Origin of the sequence: Streptomyces sp. NPDC026659, assembly GCF_040638245.1 — a bacterium.
In the GTDB taxonomy this organism is placed as follows: Bacteria; Actinomycetota; Actinomycetes; order Streptomycetales; family Streptomycetaceae; genus Streptomyces.
Genome location: NZ_JBEZXY010000004.1, coordinates 14,418 through 26,947, shown reverse-complemented (window position 1 = coordinate 26,947; position 12,530 = coordinate 14,418). Strand labels below are relative to the sequence as shown.

Genomic DNA, 12,530 nt, shown 5'->3' with positions numbered 1-12,530 from the left:
CGCCCCGCGCATTACCCTTCCTGCCATGACCACGCTCTCGCCGTACGACTCGATGTCCCCGGTCACCCGCGCCGCCTACCGGGCCAAGGCCGCGGCCGCCGACCTCGCCCCGCTCCCGCGCGCGGTGAAGGACGACGCGCTGCTCGCCGTCGCGGACGCCCTGGAGGTCCGCACCAGCGAGATCGTGGCGGCCAACGCCAAGGACGTGGCCAAGGCCCGGGAGAGCGGCGCCGGCGAGTCCATTGTCGACCGGCTCACCCTCACCCCCGAGCGGGTCCGCGCCATCGCCGCCGACGTGCGCGACGTGGCGAAGCTGCCCGACCCGGTCGGCGAGGTCGTCCGCGGCTCCACACTGCCCAACGGCATCGACCTGCGCCAGGTCCGCGTCCCGCTCGGCGTCGTCGGCATCATCTACGAGGCCCGCCCCAACGTCACCGTGGACGCCGCCGCGCTCTGCCTGAAGTCCGGCAACGCCGTCCTGCTGCGCGGTTCCGCCTCCGCCTACGAGTCGAACACCGCCCTCGTCCGGGTGATCCGGGACGCCGTCGGCGGCGCCGGGCTGCCCGCCGACGCCGTCCAGCTGGTGCCCGGCGAGAGCCGCGAGAGCGTGCGCGAGCTGATGCGCGCCCGGGGGCTCGTGGACGTGCTCATCCCGCGCGGCGGCGCCTCCCTGATCCGTACGGTCGTGGGCGAGTCCACCGTCCCGGTCATCGAGACGGGCACCGGCAACTGCCACGTCTACGTCGACGCGCAGGCCGACATCGACACCGCGATCGACATCCTCGTCAACTCCAAGGCCCAGCGCCCCAGCGTCTGCAACGCCGCCGAGACCCTCCTCGTCCACCAGGACATCGCGGACGCCTTCCTGCCCCGCGCCCTGGACGCGCTGGCCGAGGCCGGGGTGACCGTGCACGCCGACCCGCGCGTGCTCGCCCTCGCCGGGGACTCCAAGGCCACCGTGGTCGAGGCCACCGCCGAGGACTGGGAGACCGAGTACCTCTCGTACGACATCGCCGCCGCCGTCGTCGACTCCCTCGACAAGGCCGTCGAGCACATCCGGCTGTGGTCCTCCGGTCACACCGAGGCGATCGTCACCACCTCGCAGCAGGCCGCCCGCCGGTTCACCCAGCTGGTCGACTCCACCACCGTCGCCGTGAACGCCTCCACCCGTTTCACCGACGGCGGCCAGTTCGGCTTCGGCGCCGAGATCGGCATCTCCACCCAGAAGCTGCACGCCCGTGGCCCCATGGGCCTGCCGGAGCTGACCAGCACCAAGTACATCGTCACCGGCGACGGACACGTGCGCGGCTGAGCCGTTCGGAGTACGGCCGGAAACCGGTCCCGAGGACCGGACGAATTTCCGTACCGTCTGCCCAAATTGACCCCCCAGGTCTACTCTGGACCCGTGCCGGAGGACGTGGGGGGCACGCCGTTCCCGGACGGCTGGGAGCCCGACGACGACCACGACCGCGGAGCGACGGACGATGAGTTCGCCTCCGTGGTCTTCGACGAGGCCTTCGTACAGGCGGCCACCGTCCATGAGCCCAGCGCTGTCGAACGCCTCCTCGCCGCCGCCCAGGCCCGCGCCGAGGCCTTCGAGGCGGAGGCCCGCCGCGCCCACGCCTCGGCCGAGCACTACGACGAGGTGTACGGCACCGAGCACTCCGGTTTCGGCCACGACGCGGACGACGACCCGCACGAGGGGTACGCACCCGGCGACGGCCCCGGCTTCCTCGGCCCCTACGGCAAGCAGCTCCGCTGGCACCGGCCCGTCGCCTGGGTGCTCGCCGTAGTGATGGGCGTCGGCATGGTGGCCCTGGCCTTCGCCGCCGTCTACCGGGGCGCCTCCTCCGGCACCCGCGACCGGGTGCCCGCCCCCGCCTCCAGCGGCCTCGGCAGCGGAGCGGCCGCCGTACCCGTGCCGTCCGTCTCCGCCGACTACTCCCCGCCCGCCGTCTCCGCCGTCCCGAAGGCACCCTGACCGGCCCTGCGCGTTTTTGATGAGCCCCTGTCAGAAGTTGTCGCCTATCAGCGCGTTTACGGGAGGCTCGCCCGACCTACCCTGAAAGTATGGGCGGGCCTGGAGAGCCACCGGAGGGGACACCCGAGGGCAGCTCCTCAGGTGCCGAGGACGAGTACCGATCCGTCGTGTTCGACGAGTCGTTCGTGCGCGCTGCCCGGCTCCAGGAGTACTCCGCGCACGAGCGCATGACCGACCACGCCCCCGCCGTACGCCGCCGTGGGCCCCGCCACCGGCTGCTCACCCGGCAGGCGCTGGCCCTCGTCGTGCTCCTCGCCCTCGCCTTCGGCACCGCCCTCTACATGGGCGTCCGTCACCCGTACGGCCCACCGCAGGCCCGCAGATCCGACGACTCGCTGCGGATGACCGTCGTCCCGCTCGCACCCCGGGGCGAGGTGCCCGGCGCCGCCGACGCCCGCACCCTCTTCGAGCACAGCCCGGCCGCCGGGTTCGAGACCGGCATCAAGGGAATCCCGCTGCCTGCCCTCCGGGCCACCGCGCACTTCTCGGAGAGCCAGGTCACGGCCGCCCTGACCATCGTGCGCAGCTATCTGACCAGCTCCTCGCTCGACCCCGACGTGCTCGCCGGGCGCGCGATCCGGCCCATGCGGGCCCTGCTCGACGCCGACCAGCTCGGCCAGTTCGACCGCAGCATGAACCGGCCCGCCCCGGACGGCCGGCACGCCCCCACCGGCTGGCTGATCCGCTTCGACCCGGCCCGCGCGGAACTCGCCGACGATCAGGTCCGCGTCCTGGGCACCCTGCGCGCCGCCGAGTCCGACCCGGCCACGCTGGAGGTCACCGCCGACGGCACCTTCGTCTACGCCCTGCGCCCCCGGGACGCCGCCCACGTCTCGCCCCAGGTGTCCCTGTTCACCGTCCGGCGCGCGCTGACCTTCCGCTTCGACAGCGACAACCTGCGCGTGGGCCAGACCCGGCTGGTCTCCTCCAGCACCCAGGCGGGGCCGCTGTCCTGCGCCGAGGACACCACGGTCCGTCTCCGCCCGCTCCTGGCGGGGCAGACCGCCGGGCCGGGCGGCCCCGCGGTGACCGACCCGTACACCGCCGCCACCCCTACGGCCCTGTGCGGGACGCTGTCGGACGCGGCCCAGCCGAAGGTGTGAGGCGGGGACGGGGCGGGACGGGCCGGGGACGGCGGGTTGCGGGACGTAGGGCGACGGTGTGTCGGGGTGCCGGGGTGCCGCCGGGGGTCGGTCAGGGCTGGTCCGTCGCCTCCGGATCGTCCGGGGTGCCGGGGGTGCCGGGGGTGTCCTTCCCGTCCTTCGGCGGCGGCGCGCTCGTGAAGCCGTTGAAGCCCCGGCGGACCCGGCCGCCGAGGTCGCCCGCGCCGCCCGCCAGGTCCGAGACCAGCTTCATCAGCGGGTCCTTGGAGGTCTTCACGTCGCTCGCGTAGCTCGACGCGGACTGCCGGAAGGACTCCCGGACCCGCGCGTCCTTGTCGTCCTCACGGCGCGGGTAGTGGCCGTCCATGATCCGCTGGTAGTCGCGGGACTCGGCCCACCGCTTCAGCTCGGCGGCCCGCACGGTGGTGAACGGGTGCGAGCGGGGCAGCACGTTGAGGATCTTCAGCACGGAGTCCCGCAGGTCGCCCGCGGCGTCGTACTCCTCCGCCTGCTCCAGGAACGCGTCCACGTTCATCTCGTGCAGATGGTTGCCGCCCGCGATCTTCATCAGGCCCCGCATCGAGGCGCGCAGGTCCTGGCCCACCAGGAGCCCCGCCCGGTCCGCCGACAGCTCCGACTTGCGGAACCACTCCCGCAGCGCCGTCACCAGCGCCATGATCGCCAGGTTGCCCAGCGGGATCCACGCGACCTTCAGCGCCAGCGTCGTCAGGAACAGCAGGATCGTGCGGTACACCGCGTGCCCGGAAAGCGCGTGGCCCACCTCGTGCCCGACGACCGCCCGCATCTCCTCCTCGTCCAGCAGCTCGACCAGCCCCGTGGTGACCACGATGATCGGCTCGTCCAGGCCGATGCACATCGCGTTCGGCTGCGGGTTCTGCGTGACGTACATCGGCGGGACCTTCTCCAGGTCCAGGATGTAGCAGGCGTCGCGCAGCATGTCGTGCAGATGCGTGAACTGCCGGTCGGAGACCCGCACCGAGTCGGACAGGAACAGCAGCCTGAGACTGCGCTCCGGCAGCAGCCCGCTCAGCGTCTTGAAGACGGTGTCGAACCCGCTCAGCCTGCGCAGCGCCACCAGCGCCGAACGGTCGGCCGGGTGCTCGTACGCCCGGGAGGAGATCCCGGGGAAGCGCCTGCGCTGCCTGCTCGGCACCCGCTCGCGCCCACCCTGTTCGCGGCCTTCATCGGACATGTCATCCCCCTGCTGCGTGTGAGTGCCGTGCCCCCCGGGCCGGGCCCAGCCTAGGCGGCGTACCGTGGTCGGGGCAGTACCACCGAAGGAGTCCACACCATGGAGCACCATCTCGCAGCCGCCCGGCTGACCGAGGCCGCCGCGAACGCCGTCCCCGAGCACGGGTCGGGGAACCTGCTCCGCATCATCCTGGTCGTCATGATCCTGGGCTGCGCACTCACCGGCTGGTTCCTGCTGAGCGGCTACAAGCGGAAGGACGACTGACCCGCCGGGAAGGTTCCCGCACGGCCGCGATCCGGGCCTCCCCGAGGCGGCCGGCCCCGCGTCCGCCGGGCAACACCGGAGTCGGGGTGATCTCCGCCAGGGCACCCGCTTACGATGAACCCACGTCTTTATCCCGCCCACACGCGTTAGGTCCTGCCGAAGATGAGCATCCACAGCGCCGCCGTCCAGTTGGTCACCCTCGCCGCCGAGACCGAGGAGCGGGGCGGCAACCACAACAGCCTCAACCCGGCCGTCACCGGCGGCTGCGCCCTGGGCATCCTGCTCCTCCTGCTGTGGATCACCACGCGCTTCAACCGCGACCGCTGAGCCGGGACCTGATCCCCGCACAGGTGTCGCACTACGGGCCGGTAGGGTCTGCACGCATGGGAGAGCAGGACATGCCTACCGGTCCGGCGGACGGGACGGCCGCCCACGCGGCCGGCACCGGCACACGGCACACCCCCGGAGCGCCCGGCACCACACCCGGCGGGCCATGGCACACGGCACACCTCGAGAGCCACGGCCCCGTCCGCACCGGCAAGCGCCGGCTCGGCGTCATGGGCGGGACGTTCGACCCGATCCACCACGGGCACCTGGTGGCGGCCAGCGAGGTCGCCGCGCAGTTCCACCTGGACGAGGTGGTCTTCGTGCCCACCGGCCAGCCCTGGCAGAAGTCGCACCGGGCCGTCTCCCCGGCCGAGGACCGCTATCTGATGACGGTCATCGCGACCGCCGAGAACCCGCAGTTCTCCGTCAGCCGGATCGACATCGACCGCGGCGGCCCCACCTACACCGTGGACACCCTCCGCGATCTGCGCGCCCTCAACCCGGACACGGACCTGTTCTTCATCACCGGCGCCGACGCCCTGGCCCAGCTGCTGACCTGGCGGGACTCGGCGGAACTGTTCTCCCTCGCGCACTTCATCGGCGTCACCCGCCCCGGCCACCAGCTGACCGACGCCGGTCTGCCGGAAGGCGGCGTCTCGCTCGTCGAGGTCCCCGCCCTGGCGATCTCCTCCACGGACTGCCGTGCGAGAGTCGCCAAGGGCGACCCCATCTGGTACATGGTGCCGGACGGAGTCGTGCGCTACATCGACAAGCGTGAGCTGTACCGCGGCGAGTGAGCCGAGAGGGGCACCGGTGAACGACCGATACGACGCTGGGTACGGCGGCGAGCAGTACGACGACCAGTACGACGGGAACAACTACGAGGTCGTCGGCTACGACGACTACGGACGCCCCGTCTACCAACAGGTCCCGGCCCGCTCCGGCGGCCAGGACCACGACCCGTACGCCCGGCAGGGCTACGGCCAGGGCGGCCGAGGCGGCCAGGGGGGCTACGACACCGGCCAACAGCCGCCCGTACCGCCCGCCTACGACCCCTACGGCACGCAGGGCACCGACCCCTACGGGCCGTACGACGGCTACGGCACCCAGGGCGGCCAGGGCGCGCAGGGAGGCCACGGCACCCAGGGCGGCCACGGCGCGGTCCCTCAGGGCGGCACCCCCTACGACCCCTACGGGCAGGCGGCCACCAGCGGGCAGCAGCCCCGCGTCACCGAGCAGACCGCTCACATCCCCCAGCAGACCGGACCCTCCTCCCGGGCGGCCGCCCCGGAGGAGCCCGAGGAGCGGACGGGCAGCACGCCCGCGCCCGCGCGGGAGGGCCAGGAGCCGGGCGGCGAGGAGCAGTTCGCCTTCGCCGAGGAGCCGGACGGCGAGTCCGAGGACGTCATCGACTGGCTGAAGTTCACCGAGAACCGCACCGAGCGCCGCGAGGAGGCCCGCCGCCGCGCCCGCAGCCGGGTCATCGCCCTCGTCGTCGTCCTCGCGCTGGTCGCCGTCGGCGGCGTCGGCTACCTCTGGTTCGCCGGGGAACTGCCCGGGGTGTCCTCCTCCGGCAAGAAGGGCACCGCCGCCGTCGCCGCCGGGGCGCAGAAGCGCGACGTGATCGTCGTCCATCTGCACAACACCGGCAAGAACGGCACCTCCACCGTGCTCCTCGTGGACAACACCACGACCAAGCGCGGCACCAGCGTGCTGCTGCCCAACTCCCTCGCCCTGTCCGACGATTCGGGCACCACCACGACGCTGGCCAAGTCCGTGGACGACGACGGCTCCTCGGGCACCCGCGACCAGATCGACACCGTGCTCGGCACCAGCATCCAGGGCACCTGGCGGCTGGACACCCCCTATCTCCAGAACCTCGTCGAACTCGTCGGCAACATCGAGATCGACACCGACGCCGACGTGCCCGACCCGGACGCCAAGAAGAAGGGGTCGGAGGTGCTCGTCCACCAGGGCAAGGACCAGACCCTCAGCGGCAAGATGGCCGTGGCCTACGCCACCTACCGCGCCCCCGGCGAGAGCCAGGACGCCCAGCTCCAGCGGTTCGGACAGGTCCTCTACGGCGTGCTGCGCAAGGTGTCCACCGACCCCACGGGCGCCACCACGACCGTGCAGACCCTCGCGCAGATCCTCGACCCCTCGCTCACCGACAAGGACCTCGGCACCTTCCTGGCCCGGCTCGCCGAACTCGCCAAGGGCGGCTCGTACAAGACCGTGCTGCTGCCGGTGCAGACCGACGGCACGCTGACCGCCCAGACCAGTGACAGCGTGGTCAAGGACGTGCTCGGCGGCGCCGCCAAGAGCCCCGACGCCGGCTCTGCCGTACGCGTCTCCGTGCAGAACGGCTCCGGTGTGAAGGACGACGCCGAGAAGGCCCGCGTGGTCCTGCTCAACGGCGGCTTCACCTTCGTCGACGGCGGCGCCGCGGGTGCCCAGAGCGCCTCCCGGGTGGTCTATTCCGACGCCGCGGACAAGGAGAACGCCACCGAGGTCGCCAAGACCCTCGGCCTGCCCGACTCCGCCGTCACCAAGGGCTCCGTCACCTCCGGAGCCGACGTCCTGGTCGTCCTCGGCCAGGACTACCGGCCCGGGACGACCACCTGACCGAGTCCGTCCGGCCGAGGCTCCGCGCCACCGAGGCACCCCGGGTGACCCGAACGTCACGTGGGGTGCCTCACGCCTTCCGTGAGACCCTTGGATTCCCGGTGATTGCCGCGGGCCGCCTCCTTCGGGACGGCCCCCGCACCCAGCCGATCCCCGCCCCCGAACGAAAGCTTCACAGTGACCGCCACCGACCGTTCCCTCGAACTCATCAGCACCGCCGCCCAGGCGGCGGCCGACAAGCTCGCCCACGACGTCATCGCCTACGACGTCAGCGACGTGCTGTCCATCACCGACGCGTTCCTGCTGGCCTCCGCGCCGAACGACCGCCAGGTCAAGGCGATCGTCGACGAGATCGAGGAGCGCCTGCTCAAGGAGCTCGGCGCCAAGCCCGTCCGCCGCGAGGGCGACCGCGACTCCCGCTGGATCCTGCTCGACTACGTCGACATCGTCGTGCACGTCCAGCACAGCGAGGAGCGCGTCTTCTACGCCCTGGAGCGCCTGTGGAAGGACTGCCCCGAGCTGGAGCTGCCCGAGGAGGCCAAGGCCACCCGCGGCAAGGCCGAGGAGCACGCCCAGCAGCACGCCGAGGCCGGTGACGAGCCCGGCGAGGAGTGGTGATGTCGGCCACCGCCGAGGTGACCGACGCCAAGGGCCGGGGCCGCCGCATCATCCTGTGGCGGCACGGCCAGACCGCCTGGAACGTGGACCGCCGCTTCCAGGGCACCACCGACGTGCCGCTGACCGAGACCGGCATCGGCCAGGCCCGCCGGGCCGCGCGGCTGCTGGCCTCGCTCGAACCCGACGCCGTCGTCGCCTCCGATCTCCAGCGTGCCTCCGACACGGCCGCCGAACTGGCCGCGCTCACCGGCCTGGAGGTCACCCTCGACGAGGGGCTGCGCGAGACCTACGCGGGCGCCTGGCAGGGGCTGACGCACGACGAGATCATCGCCCGCTACGGCGAGGACTACGCCGCCTGGAAGCGCGGCGAGCCGGTCCGGCGCGGTGGCGGCGAGCTGGAGACCGAGGTCGCCGACCGCGCGGCCCCGGTCGTGCTGCGGCACGCCGAGAAGCTGCCGGAGGACGGCACGCTCGTGGTGGTCAGCCACGGCGGCACCATCCGCACCACGATCGGCCGGCTCCTCGGTATCGACGCCCACCACTGGGAGAGCCTGGGCGGCCTCTCCAACTGCTGCTGGTCCGTGCTCGGCGAGGGCGCCCGGGGCTGGCGCCTGCTCGAGCACAACGCGGGCACCCTCCCGGTGCCGGTCCTCGGCGACGACGACTGAGGCGACGGCCGCGTGGCCCGGGAGGCCGGATTTCACTTTCCGGCAGGTCACAGGCTAAAGTTCTTCTTGTTCGCCCGCCGAGCGGGAAGAACGCGAGGGGCTATAGCTCAGTTGGTAGAGCGCCTGCATGGCATGCAGGAGGTCAGGAGTTCAATTCTCCTTAGCTCCACAGATCGACACTCTGTTGAGTTGTCAAAGATCGGTAAGGAAGATCCCGTCCCTCACAGGGCGGGATTTTTCGTGTTCCAGCGGCGAATGATCTCGGCCGCCAGCTCGTCCGCCATCGGCTGCCTCTCCTTCCTCAGCACCGCCGATTTCGCGCGCGCCTCCTCGTCCACCGGCGTGTAGACCACGATCCGGCACTCGGGCATCCCGTCGATGGACAGGGACTGCGTCGTCATGCGTATCTCGCCCAGACCCGGATGACCGGGATGACGGAACGTCTTCACTCGCGGCCCCGGCGGCGCCACCTCACCGCTCGCCCACAGCCGGGCGAAGTGCGCGCTCTCGGCCGCGAGCCCGCGTATGTACTCCTCCCAGACGGGCTCACCCACATGTCTGCCGTAGGCCGAGCGCAGCGTCGCCACCATCAGCGGCAGCTCCACGTCCAGCCGGACCACCGGGCACAGCTCCTCCGGCAGCGTGCACAGCGCCCACAGCACGTTCGGCACGGCGGCGCGCACCGTCTGCGGCACCAGGAACAGGTCGCGGTAGGCGGGGTTGGTGGCCAGGATGTCGTAGCGCGAGTTGTAGACCGCCGCGGGCAGCGGGTCGACCGCGTCGATGATGCCCTGCACCTCTGGGCCTGTCCGGCGGGTCAGGCCGGCGGGCGTCGAGGTGAACGGCACCTCCGCGAGGCGGTACAGATGCTCCCGCTCCGGCGCGTCCAGCCGCAGGGTGCGGGCCACCGCGTCCAGCACCTGCGCCGACGCGTTGATCGGGCGGCCCTGCTCCAGCCACGTGTACCAGGTCACGCCCACCCCGGAGAGCTGGGCGACCTCCTCCCGGCGCAGCCCCGGAGTACGCCGCCGCAGCCCCGGTGGCATCCCCACGTCGGCCGGTGTCACCCGGGCCCGCCTGCTGCGCAGGAAGGCGGCCAGCTCGGTCCTGCGGCGCCGTGTCCTCATACCGGCCGTACCGGCGGTACCGGTCGCAGCGGTCCCGTGCGGCGTCGTACCGAACGCGTTTGTCGTACCCGCCGTCCTCGTCCTGCTCATCGTCGTGTCCCCCGTCCTCCGTGTCCCCGTCGTCATCGTCGGTGCCCCGCCGTGTTCCTGCCAGGTGCCGTCACTACCAGCATCGGCGGGCTCTCGGCACCCGTACCGGCGCGCCCCCAGGCTCGGCGTCATGACGACACCGCGCACCGGGCCGGCCGGTACGGCCGCCTCGAATCTCGCGAACAGTGAAGCACCCAGCACCGACAGTGAAGCACCGCCCACTGACAATCGGTCCCGAATGCTGCTGTTCGCCCTGCTCACGGCCACTTTCATGGCCGTCCTCGACGTGTTCATCGTGAACGTCGCCGCCCCGAGTATCGGCACCGCCTTCCGGGCCTCGGGCGCCGATCTGCAGCTGGTGATCGCGGGCTACACCATCACCTACGCCGTGCTGCTGATCACCGGCGCCCGCCTCGGCGACCTGCTGGGCCACGGCCGGGTCCACCTCGCCGGTCTCGCCCTGTTCACCGCCGCCTCGCTCGCCTGCGGCCTGGCGCCGGGCGTGAGCTGGCTCATCGGGTTCCGGCTGGTGCAGGGCGCCGGATCGGCTCTGATGATCCCGCAGGTGCTGAGCCTGATCCAGCGGGCCTTCACCGGTGAGGCCAGGGCCCGCGCCCTCGGCGCCTACGCGGCGGTCCTGGCAGTGGGCGCGGCGGCCGGGCAGATCGCCGGCGGGGTGCTGGTCGCCGCCGACCTGTTCGGCACCGGCTGGCGCCCGGTGTTCCTCGTCAACGTGCCGGTCGGCGCGGTCCTGCTGGTCCTGGGCGCCAAGGTGCTCCCGGCGTCCGGTCCGGCCGACCGCGCGGCCGCCCGCCCCCTCGACGTGCCCGGACTGGTGCTGCTCGGCGCGGCCGTGTCGCTGCTGACCGTCCCGCTGGTCCTCGGTCAGGAGGAGGACTGGCCGCTGTGGTCCTGGCTGTCCCTGGCCCTCTCGGCCGTGCTCTTCGCGCTGTTCTGCGGCTACGAGTCCCGGCTGGCCCGGCGCGGTGGGGCCCCGCTGATCGCGCCGAGGGTGCTGCGCCACCCCGGCATGACACTGGCCGTCCTGCGGGTCCTGCTGGTGATGGCCGTCAACGCGGGCTTCCTCTTCACCCTGACCCTGCACCTCCAGGGCGGCCTGGGCCACAGCGCGCTCCGGGCCGGGCTGACCTTCGCGCCGACCGCCGCCGTCTTCGGGGCGGTCGGCCTGGGCTGGCGGAGGCTGCCCCGCTCCTGGTGGCCCGCGCTCTCCCCGGCCGGGTTCGCGCTCACGGCCGCCGGAGTGGCCTGGGTGGGCCTGGCGCTGCGCGGCGGGCACGGCGGGGGAGCGGCGCTGTACGGGGGCTGCGTGTGCGCGGGAGCCGGGCTCGCGCTCGCCTTCGGCCCGGTCTTCACGGGCGCCCTGGCCACCGTACGGCCCGAGGACGCGGCGGACGCCGCCGGGCTGCTGGCCACGGTCAACCAGCTCGGACAGCTGATCGGAGTGGCGGCCTTCGGCACGCTCTTCCTCAACCGGCTTGAGTCACTCGGGGTGCCGCAGGCGTATACATCGGCGGAGGCGTTCGGGGTGACTGCCTGGGCGCTTGCCGCGACAGCCGTGCCGGCGGCTGTGTCCGGACTGGTACGCAGGCGTCGCTGACCGTATCGGCCCGGCCGTGGCAGAATCAGACGGCCGGAAGGGGACGCGGCCCGCACGGGAGGGAGTGGCGATGCCTGCGAGCATCCTTGGGGAGGTCGGCCACCTCCTCGGGACGGCCTGGATACGGGACACGGCCACCCGGCTCAGCTGCCCTTCCTGCGGTTCCGCGCATGTCGCCCAAGTCCTTGGCGACAACGGCGGGATCTCCTACGTGTGCACGGCCTGCGGCCACAGCTGGAGCTGAGCGATGGGTGCACACAGGCGGAAGTGCGACTGGTGCGGCAGCGGTACGCCGATTGTCCGCGACATGGAACCGATCAACCCCGACTACCAGTACTGGTGCGAGGAATGCGCCCGGGCGCTGATCATAAAAGGCGACCCCATCGAGACCTACCGTGAGCTGGAGGGTGAGCCGATCTACGGCCGGCTCCTCGAAGAGCACTGCACGCTCAAGCGGTTCTACTCCTTCGTCACGGCCTGAGCCGGACACTCCGAAGCGGACATAGGGCGCCTTACTGCGTCATACCGGAAACCGATTTGGTGCTCACCGTCGGGGAGCGTGTAAGGTTGGCGACGCCTCCGGGGGAACCCGGAAGGGCACCGCGAGGGGCTATAGCTCAGTTGGTAGAGCGCCTGCATGGCATGCAGGAGGTCAGGAGTTCAATTCTCCTTAGCTCCACAGAAAATCGAAGAAGGCTTGCGCCGCCTCCGGAGGAATCCGGAAGAGCGCCGCGAGGGGCTATAGCTCAGTTGGTAGAGCGCCTGCATGGCATGCAGGAGGTCAGGAGTTCAATTCTCCTTAGCTCCACAGAAGTCGAGGGCGGATCATCCGGAAG

At 71.9% G+C, this 12,530-nt stretch carries 14 protein-coding genes and 3 tRNA genes; 15 read left to right on the top strand and 2 right to left on the bottom strand.

Translation table 11 applies throughout. The features are described from left to right. Positions 1–25: 25 nt before the first annotated feature. From AB0E91_RS12245 to AB0E91_RS12235, 3 genes are all read left to right on the top strand, one after another. Positions 26–1,312: a glutamate-5-semialdehyde dehydrogenase gene (locus tag AB0E91_RS12245; RefSeq protein WP_361779152.1), complete on the top strand. Its 1,287-nt coding sequence runs from the start codon at positions 26–28 to the stop codon at positions 1,310–1,312. A 66-nt stretch (positions 1,313–1,378) separates the two neighbouring features. Further along, positions 1,379–1,981 carry a hypothetical protein gene (locus AB0E91_RS12240; protein ID WP_361779149.1) on the top strand — a complete coding sequence of 201 codons (603 nt, stop codon included), beginning with the start codon at positions 1,379–1,381 and terminating at the stop codon, positions 1,979–1,981. 89 nt (positions 1,982–2,070) lie between these two features. Further along, positions 2,071–3,144, top strand: a complete 1,074-nt coding sequence (locus AB0E91_RS12235; protein WP_361779146.1) for a hypothetical protein — start codon at positions 2,071–2,073, stop codon at positions 3,142–3,144. Between the two features lie 91 nt (positions 3,145–3,235). Here AB0E91_RS12235 and AB0E91_RS12230 read toward each other — a convergent pair whose 3' ends face one another. Continuing rightward, positions 3,236–4,357 carry a M48 family metallopeptidase gene (locus AB0E91_RS12230; RefSeq protein ID WP_361779143.1) on the bottom strand — a complete coding sequence of 374 codons (1,122 nt, stop codon included), beginning with the start codon at positions 4,355–4,357 and terminating at the stop codon, positions 3,236–3,238. A 99-nt stretch (positions 4,358–4,456) separates the two neighbouring features. Here AB0E91_RS12230 and AB0E91_RS12225 point away from each other — a divergent pair, with 99 nt between their 5' ends. The 7 genes from AB0E91_RS12225 (at position 4,457) to AB0E91_RS12195 (ending at position 9,028) form a co-directional block, all read left to right on the top strand. After that, positions 4,457–4,621, top strand: a complete 165-nt coding sequence (locus tag AB0E91_RS12225) for a hypothetical protein (protein WP_202486357.1) — start codon at positions 4,457–4,459, stop codon at positions 4,619–4,621. 162 nt (positions 4,622–4,783) lie between these two features. Continuing rightward, positions 4,784–4,948 (top strand): hypothetical protein, encoded by a 165-nt coding sequence (locus tag AB0E91_RS12220; protein WP_361107157.1) that lies wholly within the window; start codon positions 4,784–4,786, stop codon positions 4,946–4,948. Between the two features lie 56 nt (positions 4,949–5,004). Beyond that, on the top strand, positions 5,005–5,745 hold the full coding sequence (gene nadD / locus AB0E91_RS12215; RefSeq protein WP_361779139.1) for a nicotinate-nucleotide adenylyltransferase: 741 nt from the start codon (positions 5,005–5,007) through the stop codon (positions 5,743–5,745). Positions 5,746–5,761: 16 nt separating this feature from the next. Next, the gene (locus AB0E91_RS12210) at positions 5,762–7,573 is read left to right on the top strand and encodes an LCP family protein (protein ID WP_361779136.1); all 1,812 of its coding nucleotides are present in this window, start codon (positions 5,762–5,764) and stop codon (positions 7,571–7,573) included. 177 nt (positions 7,574–7,750) lie between these two features. Further along, complete coding sequence (gene rsfS, locus AB0E91_RS12205; protein WP_161182315.1) at positions 7,751–8,191, top strand: ribosome silencing factor; 441 nt, start codon at positions 7,751–7,753, stop codon at positions 8,189–8,191. Then, on the top strand, positions 8,191–8,859 hold the full coding sequence (locus tag AB0E91_RS12200) for a histidine phosphatase family protein (RefSeq protein ID WP_361779132.1): 669 nt from the start codon (positions 8,191–8,193) through the stop codon (positions 8,857–8,859). The genes rsfS and AB0E91_RS12200 overlap by 1 nt, the downstream gene beginning before the upstream one ends. Before the next feature lie 96 nt (positions 8,860–8,955). Further along, positions 8,956–9,028, top strand: a tRNA-Ala gene (locus AB0E91_RS12195). 52 nt (positions 9,029–9,080) lie between these two features. On the opposite strand, the gene AB0E91_RS12190 is transcribed toward AB0E91_RS12195, so the two are convergent. Then, complete coding sequence (locus AB0E91_RS12190) at positions 9,081–9,986, bottom strand: helix-turn-helix transcriptional regulator (RefSeq protein ID WP_361780113.1); 906 nt, start codon at positions 9,984–9,986, stop codon at positions 9,081–9,083. Positions 9,987–10,314: 328 nt separating this feature from the next. Here AB0E91_RS12190 and AB0E91_RS12185 point away from each other — a divergent pair, with 328 nt between their 5' ends. The 5 genes from AB0E91_RS12185 (at position 10,315) to AB0E91_RS12165 (ending at position 12,502) form a co-directional block, all read left to right on the top strand. Next, positions 10,315–11,694 (top strand): MFS transporter, encoded by a 1,380-nt coding sequence (locus tag AB0E91_RS12185; RefSeq protein WP_361779129.1) that lies wholly within the window; start codon positions 10,315–10,317, stop codon positions 11,692–11,694. 70 nt (positions 11,695–11,764) lie between these two features. Beyond that, the gene (locus AB0E91_RS12180; protein ID WP_018545155.1) at positions 11,765–11,938 is read left to right on the top strand and encodes a hypothetical protein; all 174 of its coding nucleotides are present in this window, start codon (positions 11,765–11,767) and stop codon (positions 11,936–11,938) included. 3 nt (positions 11,939–11,941) lie between these two features. After that, entirely contained in the window at positions 11,942–12,175 is a 234-nt protein-coding gene (locus tag AB0E91_RS12175) for a hypothetical protein (protein ID WP_006136074.1), read from the top strand. A gap of 125 nt (positions 12,176–12,300) precedes the next feature. Further along, positions 12,301–12,373: transfer RNA gene (locus AB0E91_RS12170), tRNA-Ala, on the top strand. Positions 12,374–12,429: 56 nt separating this feature from the next. Next, positions 12,430–12,502: transfer RNA gene (locus AB0E91_RS12165), tRNA-Ala, on the top strand. Positions 12,503–12,530 lie beyond the last annotated feature (28 nt).